This window comes from Erythrobacter donghaensis, assembly GCF_002155425.1.
In the GTDB taxonomy this organism is placed as follows: domain Bacteria; phylum Pseudomonadota; class Alphaproteobacteria; order Sphingomonadales; family Sphingomonadaceae; genus Erythrobacter; species Erythrobacter donghaensis.
In genome coordinates, this window is the sequence record NZ_MUYG01000010.1 from 222,092 (window position 1) to 237,605 (window position 15,514).

A 15,514-nucleotide genomic window follows, 5' to 3' on the forward strand; every position below is an offset into this window, starting at 1 on the left:
ACAATGCCCAAACGCCGACGGTGATGCGGGAGGGGCCTAGCGCCGATCCCGCTCGATCGCATCGGTGGCGCGCGATGCCAGATTGCGGTGCCGGACAGTGGGCGAAAAGCCCGCGGCGCGCAAGGCCTTGGCCATGGACTCGGCGGTGTAGACCGAGCGGTGTCTCCCTCCGGTACAGCCGAAGGCTACGTGGACATAGGGTTTGCCTTGCGCGGCGTAGCGCGGGAGCAGCAGCAGCAGCAGGTCGCGGATGCGCGCGAAGCTTTCCGCAAAGGCGGGGTCACGCTCGATATGCTCGCCCACCGCAGCGTCCTGCCCGGTCTGCTCCTTGAGGCCCGGCACCCAGTGCGGATTGTCGAGAAAGCGCATGTCGAACACCAGATCGGCGAGCGGCGGCATCCCGCGGGCAAAGCCGAAGCTCGACAGGGTGAGCGTGGTCGCAGCAGCGGGATCGGCGGGGGCGAAGAGCTCGCGGATCTTGCCCTGCAAATCGTTGCTGGTCATCGCCGTGGTGTCGATCATCAGCTCGGCCCAGCGGCGCAGCGGTTCGAGCAGCTCGCGCTCGGCGGCAATGCCCTCCTGCACCGGGCGGCCATCGGCCATCGGGTGACGGCGGCGGGTCTCGTTGAAGCGGCGCTCGAGCTCATGCCCGGCGCAGTCGAGGAACAGGAAGCTGAGAGCGACGTCGGGGCGCTGGCTCAGGTCTTTCACCAGCGCGATGATATCGGCGGGTACGAAGCCGCGGGTGCGCGAATCGAAGCCGATGGCGAGCGGCCCGCGCGCATCGTCGGGCATGGTGACGAGGCGCTTCAGCAGGCGCACCGGGAAGTTGTCGATCGTCTCCCAGCCGAGGTCTTCGAGCACGGCAAGCGCGGTCGATTTGCCCGCCCCGGCAAGGCCGGTGACCAGCAGCAGCGGGCGCGGGGGGGAGGCGGGGTCGGTCATGGGCACGATTCTGGCGTGTCAGCGGAGCAAAGGGAAGCGGGATCATGTCCAATGCCGTGGAGGCGCAGCGCCCATTCGGCGCGCAGGGCCGGTGCGGGGGGGGCGGGGTCGAAGGCGAGCACCGGCACGGCGACGCCTGCGATCACCCGCGTCGGCAGGGGATCGGGCGGCAGGCGTTCGGCGGGGTCGCCCGACAGGTCGAGCAACAGTGCGACCGGCGCGGGCGGGGCGGTTGGCAGGGTGATGATCCCGACCCCGCGCACCTCCAGCAGTCCGGCAATATTGGGCGGCGGCGCGGCGATCAGCGCCTCGCCCTCCTGTCGCAGCGTCACCGCATCATCCCCGATCAGCCCCGCGCCGCGATCAATCAGGGCGAGCGCGAGGCTCGACTTGCCGCTGCCCGGCGGGCCCGCGATCAGCAGTGCGCGGCCCCCGATGGCGACGGCGCTGGCGGCAAAGACGAGGCTCATGCCGCGACCGGCAGGCGCAGCCGCAGGCAGGCACCGGGCGCGCCGTCGGGCCGGTCTTCTGCGGTGAGCGCGCCGTCATGCGCCTCGGCAATCGCGCGGCCGATGGCAAGGCCGAGGCCCGAGTGATTGCCGAAGCTTTCGCCCTCGGGCCGGTCGGAATGGAACCGCCGGAACACCGCCTCGCGCCGGTCGGGGGCGATACCGGGGCCGGAATCGCACACCTCGGCGATGACCGTGCGCTCGCTCTGGCGCAGGCGCACCTGCACCTCGCCATCGGGCGGCGAGAAGGACACGGCGTTGTCGAGCAGATTTTCGGCAACGCGCTCCAACTGGGTCGGCACCCCGCGCACGACATGGCGGCCGGGCGCGGCGTCGAGCACCAACTTCCGCCCACCATTCATCCCGCGATCCTCGCGGCTGCGGATGAGGTTCGCGAAGAGTTCGGCCAGGTCGACCCGTTCAAGGGTCGCGCGGCTGATTTCGGCATCGACCCGGCTCGCGGCGGAGATTTCGGTGACGAGCCGGTCGATCCGGCGCACATCATGCGCGGCGATCTCTGTAAGCTGGGCGCGCAGGGCGGGATCCTCGACCCGCGGCAGGGTGTCGATCGCGTTGCGCAAGCTGGCGAGCGGGTTCTTGATCTCGTGCGCCACATCGGCCGCGAAGCTGTCGACCGCGTCGATCCGGCCGCGCAGGGCACCGGTCATGTCCGACACCGCGCGGGCAAGCAGGCCGATCTCGTCGCTGCGCTGGGGCAGGCGCGGCACCTCCACCTCGCGGTCGCGGCCCTGCTTCACCCGCACCGCCGCGCGTGCCAGCAGCCGCAGCGGGGTGACGATGGTGCGAGCGAGGAACAGCGAGAGCGCCGCCGAAACACCCAGCACGAGCAGCATGGCGATGAACAAGGTGGAGCGCGCCGCGCGCACGCTTTCAGTGATGTCGACCGCGTTGCGCACGGTCAGCAGCGTCGCGCCTTGCAGGCCGACGGGGGCGGCGGCGGTGATCACCGGGGTGCCGTCGCGCCAGTCGTAGAGCCTGATCTGCGACAGGCCGAGTTCGCGCGCGCGGGCGAGTTCGGGCCAGGCATCGGCCTCCTGCGCTTCGGGCTCGACATAGTCCTGCACCGGCTCGGCGGCGACGATGGTGTCGACCGTGCGATCCATCCAGCGCGCGAATTGCTGTTCCCAGTCATCGTCGCTGATGTCGTTGAAGCGGAAGGCGGGGTCATCCAGCGCGAAGCTGTCTGCGGCCAAGCGGCCATCGGCGTCGAACAGGCGCAGGCGCATCCGCTGTTCCTTGCCGATCTGCACCAGCAGCGCTTCTTGCCGGGCGCGCGACGCACCGGCCAGCGCTTCGGCGGTGATCTGCGCCTCGATCCGGGCAAGCTTGAAGCGCTCGTTGATGAGCTGGGTGCGGTAGCTGTCGAGGTAGAACAGCCCGCCGCCCAGCACCAGCAGCGGCAGGATGTTGACCGCGAGGATGCGTCCAGTCAGGGCAAAGCGCCCGGTGGCGGTCATCTGCTCGCTGGCGTTGGCGCTGGCGCGCGGGGCGGCCTCAGCCATCGGTAAAGCTGTAGCCCGCGCCATAGAGCGTATCGATCGCATCGAAGGTGGGATCGACCAGCCGGAACTTGCGGCGCATCCGCTTGATATGGCTGTCGACGGTGCGATCATCGACGAAGACATCGTCGGGATAGGCCGCGTCCATCAACTGGTTGCGGCTCTTGATCACGCCGGGGCGAATGGCGAGCGCTTCGAGGATCAGGAATTCGGTGACCGTGAGGCTGACCGCCTGCCCGTCCCACATCACCTGATGGCGCGCCGGGTCCATGAACAATCGCCCCCGGGTGAGCGTCGCGGGCGCGGGCTCGGGCATGGCGGCGGCGGCGGTGCCGGGGGCCAGCGGCTCGGCCCGGCGCAGGATCGCGCGGATGCGGGCGATCAGCAGGCGCAGACTGAACGGCTTGGCGATGTAATCATCCGCACCCAGTTGCAGCCCTGCTTCCTCGTCGCTTTCGTCGTCCTTGCTGGTGAGGAAGATGACGGGGAGCGCGGAATTCTCACGCAAGCGGCGCAGCAGCTCCATCCCGTCCATCTTGGGCATCTTGATGTCGAACACGGCGAGATCGGGCGGGTTGTCGAGCAGGGCCTTCAGCGCGGTCTCGCCATCGGAATAGAGCCGCGTGGCGAAGCCTTCGGCCTGAAGTGCGATGGCAACCGTGGTGAGGATGTTGCGATCATCATCGACCAGCGCGATCTGAAGCCCGCGCGGCTCGGCCCCCGGCTGATCGGAAGGGACGCGTTCGGAAGGGGTGTCGGCCATGCCCGCTTGGGTAGCGCCAAGCGGCGCGCCCCGCAATGGGGGCGGGGCGGAGCGCAAAGGAAACCGGTGGCATTGCATGCCGTAGTGCCGCGCGCGGTTGCATACGTATGCGGGGGTGCTAGGGAGGGTCCCGGACGGGACAGGGATTCGCGGCTTCGGCGTGATCCTGCTTTGGCCGCTCATCATGAATCCGCCTTCGCTCAGGAGACGCAAGTTGACCTCGCTCGCAACCCCGCTGGCCGCCCAGAATCTCAACACGGCGGCGCGCATTCACGCCAATCTCGGCACCGCGGCGCTGGTCGAACATGCGCTGAAGCGGGGCGAGGGGCAGCTGACCAAGCATGGCGCGCTGCTGGTCGATACCGGCCGCTTCACCGGGCGCAGCGTCAAGGACAAGTATATCGTCCGCGACGCCGAGACCGAGCGAACGATCAACTGGGGCGCGATCAATCAGCCGATGAGCCCGGAGCACTTCGCCGCGCTCAAGGCCGATTTCCTCAAGGAACTCGAAGGGCAGAGCGAGCTCTACGTCGCCGATCTGTTCGGCGGATCGCAGCCCGATTACCGCGTCAACGTGCGCGTCATCAACCAGATGGCCTGGCACAACCTTTTCATCCGCACCCTGCTGGTGCGCCCCACCGCCGAGGAACTGGCGGACTTCGCGCCCGAATACACCATCATCAACCTGCCCAGCTTCAAGGCCGACCCTGAGCGCCATGGCTGCCGCAGCGACACCGTGATTGCGGTGAGCTTCACCGAGAAGCTGATCCTGATCGGCAACACCGAATATTCGGGCGAGATGAAGAAGGGCGTGTTCGGCCTGCTCAACTACCTCCTGCCCGCACAGGGCGTGATGCCGATGCATTGTTCGGCCAACATCGGCGCGGACGGCAAGAGCGCGATCTTCTTCGGCCTGTCGGGCACGGGCAAGACCACGCTCAGCGCCGACGCCAGCCGCACGCTGATCGGCGATGACGAGCACGGCTGGTCGGACGAGGCGGTCTTCAATTTCGAAGGCGGCTGCTATGCCAAGATGATCAACCTCTCAGCCGAGGGCGAGCCCGAGATTTACGCCACGACCAAGATGTTCGGCACGATCCTCGAAAACGTGACGATGGACGCGGAAACGCGCGAATTGGACTTCACCGACGGCAGCAAGACCGAAAATACCCGCGGTGCCTACCCGATCGAGTTCATCCCGAACACGAGCGAGAAGAACCTCGGCCCCGCGCCGTCCAACGTCATCATGCTCACCGCCGACGCGTTTGGCGTGCTGCCTCCGATCGCGCGGCTGACCGCGGATCAGGCGATGTATTACTTCCTCAGCGGCTACACCGCCAAGGTCGCGGGCACCGAGATCGGCGTGACCGAGCCGGAAGCCACCTTCAGCACCTGCTTCGGCGCCGCCTTCATGCCGCGGCACCCCTCGGTCTACGGCAACCTCCTGAAGGAGCGCATCGCCAAGGGCGGCGTCGATTGCTGGCTGGTCAACACCGGCTGGACCGGCGGCAAGTACGGCACCGGCCACCGGATGCCGATCAAGGCGACCCGCGCGCTGCTCAACGCCGTGCTCGATGGCAAGATGGACGAAGTTGAGTTCCGCAAGGACCCCAATTTCGGCTTCGACGTGCCGGTCTTCGTGCCCGCGCTGGCCGAGGCGGGGCTCGATCAAGCCATCCTCGATCCGCGCAGCACCTGGGCCGACGGGGCGGAGTATGACGCCACCGCGAAGAAGCTGGTGCAGCTGTTCATCGACAATTTCGCCCAGTTCGAACAGCACGTCGATGCCGGCGTGCTGCAGGCCGCGCCTGCCCCGATCGCGGCCTGACAGGATCCTATCACCAGCTCGGGAGAGGGGCCCCGCCCGGCGCTAAGACCGGAGCGGGGCCTTTTGCTTTGCCTCGCTGCGGCTTTGCGCCACAATCGCGCCTGTACGATTCGCGTGGGAGGAACAGACATGAGCATTCTTGACGGCATTCTGAAGAACATCGGCGGCGCGCCGGATGATGTGGTGAACCTCGCCAAACAGGTCGGGCTCGACCCGGCGATGGCGGAAAAGGCGATCGCCGCGCTCGGCCACACCCATCAGCTCGATGGCGACACCGTGACGCTGGCGGCGGAGAAGACCGGGATCAGCCCCGACATCCTCAGCCAGATCGTCAGCGCGATCGGCGGCGAAGGCTCGCTCAGCAACTTCGCCTCGATGATCGACCGCGATGGCGACGGCAATCCGGTCAACGACATCATGGACATGGCCAAGGGCCTGTTCGGCGGCGGCAAGAGCTGATCCGCGCGGGGGTCAGCCGGATACGCGCGTATCCTCGAGATATTGCCAGATCCGGCTGACCACCACCGACCCTTCGCCCACCGCGCTCGCCACGCGCTTGACCGATCCGGCGCGCACGTCGCCCACGGCGAAGATGCCGGGCGCGGTGGTGGCGTAATCGTCGGCCTGCCCGGCCGCTGCGCCGGTGAGGACGAAGCCCTTGGCGTCGGTTTCCGCGAGGCCTGAGAGCCAGCCGGTGTTGGGCGCAGCACCGATCATGATGAACAGCGCGCGGGTATCGATCCGGCGTTCGCTGTCCCCCGTCTTGAGGGTAATTCCCTCAAGCCAGCTTTCGCCGTGGAGCGCGGTGACCTCCGAGTGATAGTGGATCGTGACGCGCGGATCGGCCTCCAAACGCTGCGACAAGTAGCTCGACATTGAGGCTGCCAGAGAGCCGCCGCGCACCACCAGATGCACATGGCTCGCCGCGCGGCTGAGGAACATCGCCGCTTGCCCAGCGGAATTGCCCCCGCCGATCACCACCGCCTCGGTCTTGGCGCAGAACCGCGCTTCCATTTCGGTCGCGGAATAGAAGATTCCGGCGCCTTCGAGCTCTTCCAGATGGGCAAGCGGCAGGCGGCGGTATTGCACCCCCGTCGCCACCAGCACCGCGCGGGCGCAGAGTTCGTCACCGTCATCCAGCGTCAGGCAATAGGCTCCGTCCTCGCGGCGCATCATCGCCTCGATCCGGCGCGGCATGACGAAGCGCGTGCCGAACTTCATCGCCTGCACCTGCCCCCGCCATGTAAGGTCGGTGCCGCTGATGCCGGTGGGAAAGCCCATGTAATTCTCGATCCGGCTGGATGTGCCCGCCTGCCCGCCCACGGCGGTGTCCTCCACCACCAGCGCCTCAATCCCCTCGGAGCCGGCATAGACCGCCGCCGCCACTCCGGCAGGCCCGCCGCCGACGATCAGCAGATCGTAAGTGCGCCGCGAACAGATATCGAGATCGAGACCGAGATATTGCGCCACCTTGCGCGGGGTCGGGTTCTCCAGCCGCGTATCGACGCCGAGGATCACCGAAGGTTCGTGCTGCGTCAGCGAGCAGACCTGCAAGGTCTCCGCATCGCCTGCATCCATGTCGTAGGACTGGAACGGGATGCGGTTGCGCGACAGGAAACGCTCGACCGCCTGCACCTTGGCATCGCGGTCCGCGCCGATCACCTTGACCGCGCTGTTGCGCAGCTCGAACTGCTTGCGGCGGCGCGCGGCGAAGACGGTGATGATGTGATCGCTGAGTTCGGGCACGCGGCTCATCAGCGCCAGCATCGCCTCGCGCGGGGCCTCGATTACGCGGGTGTCGCGCGCGGCGCGCATCTTGAGGTAATTGGTCGCGCCGCTCAGAAAGCCGATCTCGCCCATGAACTGCGTCGGGCCGAGCGCGTGTTCGAACATGCGCTCGTCGGTGTAGGGATTGACCACCTCGACCTCGCCCTCGATCACATAGACGAAGCGGTCGAGCGGCTCGCCGATATCCATGACGGTGGTGCCAGCCGGGTAATGCCGCTCTCCGCCAATCGCGCCGATGGCATCGACATGGGCCTGTGCGAGCGGCACGCGGCGCATGGTTTCAAGGTCTTGTCCCAGTGTTTCCATGCTACCCTCCTGCGCGCCGAAGGTTGCAAGATGGGGACGGGGGCAGGGGAAGGGAAGGGGGCGGACCCTATCCCTTCGCCCTCGCGATGTAGCGGCTCACCGTGTTCGCCATGACGCTGAGCGGCGCATTGCCGCCCAGCACCAGCGCGGTGTTGAATTCGCGCATGTCGTAGCGCCGCCCCAGCTCGCTCTTCGCCCGCTCGCGCTGGCGCAGGATCTCGCTGTGGCCGATCTTGTAGCCGCAGGCCTGCCCCGGCCAGCTGCAATAGCGATCGACTTCGGAGGCGACTTCCTCGACCTTGGAACCGTTCCTTTCGACAAAAAACTGGCGGCCCTGTTCGCGCGTCCACTGCTTGGAGTGGAGCCCCGTGTCGACCACCAACCGGCAGGCGCGGAAGGCGAGGCTCTGGAGGAAGCCCAGCCGCCCGACCTCGAAGCCCTTGTAGGCGCCCAGCTCGTCCGCCAGCTGTTCGGCATAGAGCGCCCATCCTTCGGAAAAGGCGTTGAAGGCGAGGATCGAGCGGATCAGCGGCAGGCGGTTGGAGAACTCGCCCTCCCACACGTGGCCCGGAATGCTCTCGTGGAAGGTGAGATCGGCCAGATCATATTTGCGGTGCAGATCGGTGGTGCGCAAGTTGATCCAGAAGCGGCCCGGAATGCTGCCGTCCTTGCTGCCCGCCCCGCCGTAAGCGCCGGGCGCACCGGGCTCTTCCGACAGCGGCAGGCGCACCACCTCCATGCGCGGATTGACCACCTGCGTGAAGGCGCGCGGCATCTGCGCCTTGATCCACTGCAGCCGCTCTTCGATGAAGGCGAAGATCTCCTTGCGGCCCTCGTCCCCTTCCGCAAACTGGTAGCGCGGGTCTTCGGCGAGCGCGCGCATCCGTTCGCCCACGGAGCCCTTGGTGTAGCCGATCTTGCGCAGGATCGGGTCCATCCTGCCGTGGAGTTCCTCCAGCTCGGCGAGGCCCTGGCGGTGGATTTCGTCGGGCGAGAGGCTGGTGGTTGTCGAAGCGCCCAGCGCCCAGCCGTAATATTCCTCGCCCATCGGCTGCGCCCAGACGCCCGCCGAATCCTTGGCGGCAGCGCGCTGGACGCGCAGTTCGGCGAGCTGGCGTTCGAGCGCGGGGACGATCCCGCGCGCGGCGATGCGCTCCGCCGTGGCCGCGGCGGATTGGGCCTCGGCCAGCTCCGATCCGGCGAGCGGCCCGGCATAGGCCTCCTTCGCACCGGCAATGCTCGATTCCATCTGCGCGATCGCCTTGTCGAGCAGGAAGGCGGGCGGCACCACGCCCATTGCGCGCGCGGCCTGAATGCGCTCGCGCTCGCCATCGAGCAACGCGGGGACTTCGATCAACCGGTCGAGATAGGGGCCGACATCATCGGCGGTGGCGAGCGGCTGGCTCGAGGAGAAGAAGCGCGGCATGTCGATATAGCCGCCGACATTCTGGATCACGACATAGGGCGCGTTACGCCAGCTGCCGACCGCGACATCGCCATAGGGCAGGGCCATGCCCTCGACCGCGCGGGTGAAGGCGGTCTCGACCACTTCGAAGCCGATCTGCTGATCGCTGGTGAGGCCGTCACGCGGGTAGGCCTTGACCTCGGCGACCATCTCCTTGAGCGCGCTGGCATAGGCCTGCCGCCCGGCTTCTCCCGGCGTCCCGAAGGTCGAGCGCCACGCGGCATAATCGCCCGTGTCGACCCCCGCACCGGTCGCACGGCCCGGCTCAAAAGCGAGCATCCGGTAGGCGATCGCATCGAGCGCGGCATCGGGCGCAAGGCCCGCGATCGGGCCGGGGATCGGCGGCGCTGCCTGCGCGGCGCGCGCGGCGGCGGGCATCAGGGCAATTGCGGAAACGCCGCCAAGCCCGGTGAGGGCCTGACGGCGTGTGAAATCAGCGTGGTTCTCTCTCATGCCCCCGGTTTGGCGAGGGGGCCGAGCCGAGTCAATCGCGCGCCAATGGCTGCGGGATCAATCCTTCAGCATCCCGCCAACCTTGCCGCCTTCGGCCGCCAGCAGGTTGAGCACCGCGTGGTGCAGATTGATATTCTCCTCGGCCGTGCCCGAGTAGCCTTCCATGCCCAGTTCCTCGGCCAGTTCCTTGCGGTTGGCAAAGCTGGGATCGAGGCCGACCATCTTCATCAGATCGACGATCGAGGTCTTCCAGTTGTACTTGTCGGCACCCGGCATGGCGGCGATGCGTGCTTCCATTTCCGCCTGACTGATCGGATCGGGCGCAGCCGGAGCAGCAGGCGCGGCGGGAGCGGCAGCCGGTGCGGGTGCAGGGGCCTTGGCCTCTTCCTTGTCAGAACCCCAGATCGCGTTCTTGATCGAACCAAAAATCCCCATCATACCCTCCTTCGCGCGGCAGATTGTCGCTGCACCAGCCATATCCGGCGCATGCGCAATTGCGGTGACGCCGCAGCACCATAGGCCGAGGACTCCTTCGCGCAATGACCGATATCGTGCTCTCCATCGTGATGCTTGCCGCGCTGGCGCTGCTGGCGGGTGCCTTCGTGCTGTGGCGGCGCACGGGCGAGGCGAAGAACCCGCTGCTGATGGTGCTGCTCGCGGCCATCGCGGTGATCAACGTGCTGATCTGGACGCTGCCCTCCACCGGCGGCGAGGCGCCGATCGAGCAGATCAAGGCGGCCGGGGGCGAATAACCCACTCCCGTCGCGCGCTTGCCGGATTTTCGGCGTCGCAGACGCCGCAAGGCCGACCGGCCGCCCGCAGCGATGCGACCGTCAGGTCGCATGAGCGAGGAACGGCGCGCCCGGAGGGGCGCGCCGACCAACAAATTACGGAATACGCCAGGTGATCGAGCTCGAATAGCTGCCCGCCACCGCCTTGCCCGAACCGTCGCGCGCCGCCTCGAACCGGGCGCGCTTGGTCACCAACTCGCACGTGGCGGTATCGAGCGCGGCATGGCCGGTCGAGCGGGTGATGGTGCAGCCGGTGACCTTGCCGCTCGCGCTGATCGCCAGCGTGAAGCGCGCCGTGCCGGTCAGCTCCTCACGCACCCAGCGCGGGCGGTAGTCGTCATTCGTCACCCACTTGCCGGGATTGCCCTTGGGCTTGGCGCCGACCGGGTCGAAGGGCGAGGCGCTGGGGCCGGGGGTGGGGAAGCTGTCGCCGGTCGTGCCGGTGCCCGCGCCGCCGTCGCCCGTGCCCGGGAAGGGATCGGCGGGGGTGTCCCAGCCGGTCCAGTCGTTTGGCAGGTCGGGCGTGGGCAGCGGCGGATTGTCGGGCGTGGTCGTGGGCCCGCTGGTGGGCGTGTCACGGTCACGCGGGGTGTCCGGCTTGGGCGGCGGGGGCGGGGGCAAGGGGAAGTCGGGGATATCGCGCGCCTCGGGCCGGGGCTTTTCGGGCACGGTCACCACCGTCACCGCAAGGCCGATCACCAGCACCGCGCCGAAGGCACCCGGAACGCCGAGCGCCGCCAGCATGGCAGCAGGATTGGGACGGCGATTGGCAGAAGCATAGGTCATAGGGGGGCTCCTCTCTCCATCATCATGGGAGCAGGGCCGGAGCACCGTATCGCAAGCAGGACCTCCGGCCCGGCTCGCTGTCGAAGATACTATGATTTTTGATAGGCGCGAAGAACTTTCGCGTTGCTTTTCAATACTGTATTTTTTGCAACCATTTCAGTAGAGAAATGACTGAATTTGTTAACTGCACGCCATCCGGCGTGCAGTCCTCGCTGCGTTTCCTTCGCTTCGCTCCGGAGCAACTGCGGGCGCGCGGTCGCGCTTGCGGCCTGCCTTGAGGCAGGCCGGTGCAGGCGTGTTCCAGCCCTCAATACCACCTATTTAATCGGGCAATCCGGCGAGAGGCGGAAGTCGAGATAGTTGTCGACCGACTTCATCATGTCGTCGATCTCGTTCTCGAAGAAGTGGTTGGCGCGCGGGATTTCGTCGTGGTGGATGGTGATGTGCTTCTGCGTGCGCAGCTTGTCGACCAGCTTCTGCACCGCGCCGGGCTGCACCACGGTATCGGCGGCGCCTTGCACGAAGATGCCGCTCGCCGGGCAAGGGGCGAGGAAGCTGAAGTCGTACATGTTGGCGGGCGGTGCCACCGAGATGAAGCCGCGCACTTCCGGGCGGCGCATCAGCAGCTGCATCCCGATCAGCGCGCCGAAGCTGTAGCCCGCAATCCACGTGCTCTGCGCTTCGGGGTGGATCGACTGCACCCAGTCGAGCGCGCTCGCCGCGTCGGAGAGTTCGCCGATGCCGGAGTCGAAGCTCCCTTGCGAGCGCCCGACGCCGCGGAAGTTGAAGCGCAGCGTGGCGAACCCGCGGTCGGCAAAGGTCTTGTAGAGCCGCTGCACGATGCGGTCGTTCATCGTGCCGCCGCCTTCGGGGTGCGGATGGAGGATCATCGCCACCGGCGCGCGCGGGCGCGGGGGCGGGGAGAAACGGCCTTCAAGACGGCCTTCAGGGCCGGGAAAGATGACGGAGGGCATCGGTAGACCTTGTGATCGAGGAGCCGCACCACGCCGGGTGGCGCGCGCGAAAGCGGGCTCTATATAGGGTGCGATGGTATTTTCGCAATTTTTTGTCGCGTTGGCTTTGCGGGTGCCTGAAAAGGGGGCAGCAAATGGCTGAGCGGGTCTATCTCGACCACGCCGCGACCTCGCCTTTGCGCCCCGAGGCTCGGGCGGCGATGGAAGAGGGGTTCCGGCTATGGGCCAACCCCTCCAGCCCCCACGCCGAGGGCCGCCGAGCGCGCGCTGCGCTTGAAGACGCGCGCGAGCGGATCAAGCGGGCGCTGGGGTGGGAAGGGGAGCTGATCTTCACCAGCGGCGCGAGCGAGGCTTTGTGGATTGCACTCAACCGGGCGAAGGCGAAGCGCCGGATCGTCAGCGCGGTCGAACATGATGCGGTGTTCCGGGCAGCGCCGGATGCGACGGTCATCCCCATCCCGCCGTCCGGCGCGGAGCCTGACCGCGATGCACTGGCCGAGGCGCTGGGCGAGGGCGAGGCGGTCTTCGCGCTTCAATCGCTCAATTCCGAGACGGGAACGCAGCTTCTCCATGCCAAGTGGGAGCATAGCCTTTCCCTCGCGTGGCAGGTGCGCGAGGCCGGTGGGCTGTTGCTGGCCGATTGCTCGCAGAGCGCGGGCAAGATGGCGCTTCCCGAGGCCGACATGATCGTGGCGAGCGCCCACAAGTTCGGCGGGCCGATCGGGATCGGCGCGCTGCTGGTGCGTGATTTCGCTATGCTCGAACCCGGCGGCGGGCATGAGCGTGGCTATCGGCATGGGACCGAGAACCTTCCCGGCGCGATGGGTATGGCAGCGGCGCTGGACGCGGGGGGACTGGAAAGCTGGGCCACCAGCGAGGCCGAGCGGCTCGACTTCCGACAGGCGATATGGGCCGCTGGCGAGGGGATGACGATGGGGCCGCAATGCTCGCACATCATGGCAGTCGCCCACCCCACCATGTCCGCCCAAGCCCTTTTGATCCGGCTCGACGGACAAGGCTTCGCGGTCTCGGCGGGAAGCGCGTGTTCTTCGGGCACGCTCAAGAAAAGCCGGGTGCTCGATGCCTTCGGGGTGCCCGACGACGTCGCGGCGCGCACGATCCGGGTGAGCCTCGGGTGGTCGACCACGCCCGAGGAGCTGGAGCGGTTTGCTGACGCCTGGGCGTCGCTATGCTGAATCCCTACCGTCTCCCCGGACTTGATCCGGGGCCCCGCTATCTTGAACCGCAGCGCAAAGACAGCGGGATCCCGGGTCAAGCCCGGGAAGACGAAAAGCGGTGAAGTGTAACACCATGATCTACCTCGACTATCAAGCAACCACGCCCCTCGCGCCCGAAGCGCGCGAGGCGATGCTGCGCTGGCTCGGCGGGCCGGAGAGCGACACTTTCGGCAACCCCCATTCGCCCCACCGCATGGGCCGCATGGCCGCCGCCGCGGTCGAGACGGCGCGCGAGCGGGTCGCGGCGCTCTTACCCCCGAACGGCAAGCTGATCTTCACCAGCGGCGCGACCGAGGCGATCAACACCGTCATTCAGGGCACGCCGGGCGATGTCATCACCTTCGCCACCGAACACGCCGCCGTGCTCGATTGCCAGCGCGCGGTCGAGGCGCAGGGGCGGCGCTTCACGGTGCTTCCCGTGTCCCCGGATGGCCGCGCCGATGTCGCAGCTTTGGCGGATCATGTCACGCCTTCGACCGGCCTTGTCGCGGTGATGGCGATCAATAACGAGATCGGGGTGCGCAACCCGCTCGCCCCGGTGGTGGAGATCGCCCGGCGCGTGGGCGCGCGGGTGCTGGTCGATGCGGTGCAGGCCTATGGCAAGGTGCCGGTCGAAGTCGCGGCCGATTACATCGCGATCTCCGCGCACAAATGCCACGGGCCCAAGGGCATCGGCGCGCTGTGGATCGGCCCCGACACGCCGCCGCCCGCGCCGCTGATGCTGGGCGGGGGGCAGGAGGGTGGCCTCAGGTCAGGCACGCTCTCGCCCGCGCTCGCCGCCGGGTTCGGCGCAGCGGCGCAGGCCGCGCAGGAGGGTCTGTCAGAGCAAATGTTTCACGTGGAACATTTATGGAACATCGGTCGCACCGCCTTCGCCGACTGGACGCTCAACGGCAGCGCGGTGGATCGCTGGCACGGCAACCTCAACATCCGTAAGGACGGCCTCGACGTCGCCCGGCTGATGAGCGACTGCCGCCAGATCATGTTCTCCGCAGGGAGCGCCTGTGCCAGCGGATCGGGCCGGCCGAGCCATGTGTTGCGCGCTCTGGGGCTGACGGACGCTCAGGCAAAGTCCTCTATCCGCATCGGTTTCGGGCGTTATACCACGGCGCAGGACATCGAAACCGCCGCCGCCGCGATTCTCGCCGCCGCGAAGGAGCAAGGCCTGTGAGCATCACCCTGACCTTCATCGACCCGCGCGGGAAAACGGTCACCACCGAGGCCGCGCCGGGCGACAACCTGCTCCGCGCAGGACAAGCGGCGGGCCTGCCGCTGGAGGGGACGTGCGAGGGGCAGATGGCGTGTTCGACCTGTCATGTCGTCGTCGCCGCCGAATGGTTCGACCGCCTGCCGCCCGCCAGCGAGGAAGAGGAAGACATGCTCGATTTCGCCGCGGGTGCGCGGCGGACGAGCCGCTTGTCGTGCCAGATCGAAATCACGCCGGAGCTTGACGGCCTTACCGTCAGCGTGCCCGGCGAAAGCAACGATCTCAGACGCATGTAAAACCGCCCGCCCCCTGGGTAGGGAGCGGGCGGTGTTTTGTCTGTTTCAGGCTTAGGCGACCTTGCGGGTGTCTTCGGTGCGGCGCATCCCCACGGCATCCTTCAATGCCTTGGTGAAGGCGGGGATATCGTCGGGCATTCGGCTGGTGATGATGTGGCCGTCGACCGCGACATTCTGGTCGATCACCGCACCGCCGGCATTGGTGAGGTCAGTGCGGATCGAGGGCCAACCGGTCACCACCTTGCCGCGAATGATCCCGGCTTCGGCCAGCAGCCACGGCGCGTGGCAGATCGCCGCGATCGGCTTTCCGGCCTTGTCGAATTCGCGCACCAGGCTGATGACCTTGTCGTTCATGCGCAGGATATCGGGGTTGATCTGGCCGCCCGGCAGCAGCAGCGCGGCGTAATCGTCGGTGCTGACATTATCGACCAGCATGTCGACCTTGACGCTGTCGCCCCAGTTGCCGTCATTCCAGCCCTTGATCTCGCCTTCGTCGAGGCTGGCGACCACGGTCTCGGCACCGGCTTCTTCGAGTAGGCGCTTGGGTTCCATCAATTCCGACTGTTCAAACCCGTCGGTGGCGATGATGAGGATCGGTTTCATATGCTATCTCCTTGTTTTTACGTTACTGCACCAACTGTAGGC

16 protein-coding genes are annotated in these 15,514 nt (G+C 67.3%); 6 read left to right on the forward strand and 10 right to left on the reverse strand.

Annotated elements, in window-relative coordinates; all coding sequences use genetic code 11:
- Nucleotides 1–36: 36 nt before the first annotated feature.
- The 4 genes from rapZ to BZF59_RS09500 are packed head-to-tail and all read right to left on the reverse strand — an operon-like array spanning nt 37 to nt 3,737.
- Nucleotides 37–945, reverse strand: coding sequence for an RNase adapter RapZ (gene rapZ, locus BZF59_RS09485; protein WP_086608012.1), 909 nt, complete (start codon nt 943–945; stop codon nt 37–39).
- Entirely contained in the window at nt 942–1,415 is a 474-nt protein-coding gene (locus BZF59_RS09490; protein ID WP_086608013.1) for an HPr kinase/phosphorylase, read from the reverse strand. The genes rapZ and BZF59_RS09490 overlap by 4 nt, the downstream gene beginning before the upstream one ends.
- Nucleotides 1,412–2,977, reverse strand: coding sequence for a sensor histidine kinase (locus BZF59_RS09495; protein ID WP_086608014.1), 1,566 nt, complete (start codon nt 2,975–2,977; stop codon nt 1,412–1,414). Before BZF59_RS09495 ends, BZF59_RS09490 begins: the two co-directional genes overlap by 4 nt.
- Entirely contained in the window at nt 2,970–3,737 is a 768-nt protein-coding gene (locus tag BZF59_RS09500; RefSeq protein ID WP_211277381.1) for a response regulator transcription factor, read from the reverse strand. Before BZF59_RS09500 ends, BZF59_RS09495 begins: the two co-directional genes overlap by 8 nt.
- Before the next feature lie 184 nt (nt 3,738–3,921).
- On the opposite strand from BZF59_RS09500, the gene BZF59_RS09505 reads away from it, so the two are divergent.
- Entirely contained in the window at nt 3,922–5,565 is a 1,644-nt protein-coding gene (locus BZF59_RS09505; protein WP_086608413.1) for a phosphoenolpyruvate carboxykinase, read from the forward strand.
- Nucleotides 5,566–5,694: 129 nt separating this feature from the next.
- Entirely contained in the window at nt 5,695–6,024 is a 330-nt protein-coding gene (locus BZF59_RS09510; RefSeq protein WP_086608015.1) for a hypothetical protein, read from the forward strand.
- Nucleotides 6,025–6,036: 12 nt separating this feature from the next.
- On the opposite strand, the gene BZF59_RS09515 is transcribed toward BZF59_RS09510, so the two are convergent.
- The 3 genes from BZF59_RS09515 to BZF59_RS09525 all read right to left on the reverse strand — a co-directional run bounded on the left by BZF59_RS09515 (nt 6,037) and on the right by BZF59_RS09525 (nt 10,015).
- Complete coding sequence (locus tag BZF59_RS09515; protein ID WP_086608016.1) at nt 6,037–7,659, reverse strand: FAD-dependent oxidoreductase; 1,623 nt, start codon at nt 7,657–7,659, stop codon at nt 6,037–6,039.
- Between the two features lie 67 nt (nt 7,660–7,726).
- Nucleotides 7,727–9,577, reverse strand: coding sequence for a DUF885 domain-containing protein (locus BZF59_RS09520; RefSeq protein WP_086608017.1), 1,851 nt, complete (start codon nt 9,575–9,577; stop codon nt 7,727–7,729).
- 57 nt (nt 9,578–9,634) lie between these two features.
- A complete protein-coding gene (locus tag BZF59_RS09525) occupies nt 9,635–10,015 on the reverse strand; it encodes a DUF3597 domain-containing protein (protein WP_342744119.1) in 381 nt (126 codons plus the stop codon).
- A 101-nt stretch (nt 10,016–10,116) separates the two neighbouring features.
- Here BZF59_RS09525 and BZF59_RS09530 point away from each other — a divergent pair, with 101 nt between their 5' ends.
- On the forward strand, nt 10,117–10,329 hold the full coding sequence (locus tag BZF59_RS09530; protein WP_086608018.1) for a hypothetical protein: 213 nt from the start codon (nt 10,117–10,119) through the stop codon (nt 10,327–10,329).
- 135 nt (nt 10,330–10,464) lie between these two features.
- On the opposite strand, the gene BZF59_RS09535 is transcribed toward BZF59_RS09530, so the two are convergent.
- Together BZF59_RS09535 and BZF59_RS09540 are read right to left on the reverse strand one after the other, a co-directional pair.
- Nucleotides 10,465–11,154 (reverse strand): TonB family protein, encoded by a 690-nt coding sequence (locus BZF59_RS09535; protein ID WP_086608019.1) that lies wholly within the window; start codon nt 11,152–11,154, stop codon nt 10,465–10,467.
- A 317-nt stretch (nt 11,155–11,471) separates the two neighbouring features.
- Complete coding sequence (locus tag BZF59_RS09540) at nt 11,472–12,128, reverse strand: alpha/beta hydrolase (RefSeq protein WP_086608020.1); 657 nt, start codon at nt 12,126–12,128, stop codon at nt 11,472–11,474.
- A gap of 200 nt (nt 12,129–12,328) precedes the next feature.
- Between BZF59_RS09540 and BZF59_RS09545 the strand changes: the two genes are divergently transcribed.
- The 3 genes from BZF59_RS09545 to BZF59_RS09555 all read left to right on the forward strand — a co-directional run bounded on the left by BZF59_RS09545 (nt 12,329) and on the right by BZF59_RS09555 (nt 14,869).
- The gene (locus BZF59_RS09545) at nt 12,329–13,324 is read left to right on the forward strand and encodes a cysteine desulfurase family protein (protein ID WP_245806130.1); all 996 of its coding nucleotides are present in this window, start codon (nt 12,329–12,331) and stop codon (nt 13,322–13,324) included.
- A gap of 115 nt (nt 13,325–13,439) precedes the next feature.
- The gene (locus BZF59_RS09550) at nt 13,440–14,537 is read left to right on the forward strand and encodes a cysteine desulfurase family protein (protein ID WP_086608022.1); all 1,098 of its coding nucleotides are present in this window, start codon (nt 13,440–13,442) and stop codon (nt 14,535–14,537) included.
- Nucleotides 14,534–14,869: a 2Fe-2S iron-sulfur cluster-binding protein gene (locus BZF59_RS09555; protein ID WP_086608023.1), complete on the forward strand. Its 336-nt coding sequence runs from the start codon at nt 14,534–14,536 to the stop codon at nt 14,867–14,869. Before BZF59_RS09550 ends, BZF59_RS09555 begins: the two co-directional genes overlap by 4 nt.
- A gap of 51 nt (nt 14,870–14,920) precedes the next feature.
- Here BZF59_RS09555 and BZF59_RS09560 read toward each other — a convergent pair whose 3' ends face one another.
- The gene (locus tag BZF59_RS09560) at nt 14,921–15,472 is read right to left on the reverse strand and encodes a type 1 glutamine amidotransferase domain-containing protein (protein ID WP_086608024.1); all 552 of its coding nucleotides are present in this window, start codon (nt 15,470–15,472) and stop codon (nt 14,921–14,923) included.
- Nucleotides 15,473–15,514: the final 42 nt, after the last annotated feature.

Excerpts from the sequence above, each read along its gene's own strand:
- rapZ (WP_086608012.1), bottom strand. The coding sequence starts at position 945 with ATGACCGACCCCGCCTCCCCCCCGCGCCCGCTGCTGCTGGTCACCGGC.
- BZF59_RS09490 (WP_086608013.1), bottom strand. The coding sequence starts at position 1,415 with ATGAGCCTCGTCTTTGCCGCCAGCGCCGTCGCCATCGGGGGCCGCGCA.
- BZF59_RS09495 (WP_086608014.1), bottom strand. The coding sequence starts at position 2,977 with ATGGCTGAGGCCGCCCCGCGCGCCAGCGCCAACGCCAGCGAGCAGATG.
- BZF59_RS09500 (WP_211277381.1), bottom strand. The coding sequence starts at position 3,737 with ATGGCCGACACCCCTTCCGAACGCGTCCCTTCCGATCAGCCGGGGGCC.
- BZF59_RS09505 (WP_086608413.1), top strand. The coding sequence starts at position 3,922 with ATGAATCCGCCTTCGCTCAGGAGACGCAAGTTGACCTCGCTCGCAACC.
- BZF59_RS09510 (WP_086608015.1), top strand. The coding sequence starts at position 5,695 with ATGAGCATTCTTGACGGCATTCTGAAGAACATCGGCGGCGCGCCGGAT.
- BZF59_RS09515 (WP_086608016.1), bottom strand. The coding sequence starts at position 7,659 with ATGGAAACACTGGGACAAGACCTTGAAACCATGCGCCGCGTGCCGCTC.
- BZF59_RS09520 (WP_086608017.1), bottom strand. The coding sequence starts at position 9,577 with ATGAGAGAGAACCACGCTGATTTCACACGCCGTCAGGCCCTCACCGGG.
- BZF59_RS09525 (WP_342744119.1), bottom strand. The coding sequence starts at position 10,015 with ATGATGGGGATTTTTGGTTCGATCAAGAACGCGATCTGGGGTTCTGAC.
- BZF59_RS09530 (WP_086608018.1), top strand. The coding sequence starts at position 10,117 with ATGACCGATATCGTGCTCTCCATCGTGATGCTTGCCGCGCTGGCGCTG.
- BZF59_RS09535 (WP_086608019.1), bottom strand. The coding sequence starts at position 11,154 with ATGACCTATGCTTCTGCCAATCGCCGTCCCAATCCTGCTGCCATGCTG.
- BZF59_RS09540 (WP_086608020.1), bottom strand. The coding sequence starts at position 12,128 with ATGCCCTCCGTCATCTTTCCCGGCCCTGAAGGCCGTCTTGAAGGCCGT.
- BZF59_RS09545 (WP_245806130.1), top strand. The coding sequence starts at position 12,329 with ATGGAAGAGGGGTTCCGGCTATGGGCCAACCCCTCCAGCCCCCACGCC.
- BZF59_RS09550 (WP_086608022.1), top strand. The coding sequence starts at position 13,440 with ATGATCTACCTCGACTATCAAGCAACCACGCCCCTCGCGCCCGAAGCG.
- BZF59_RS09560 (WP_086608024.1), bottom strand. The coding sequence starts at position 15,472 with ATGAAACCGATCCTCATCATCGCCACCGACGGGTTTGAACAGTCGGAA.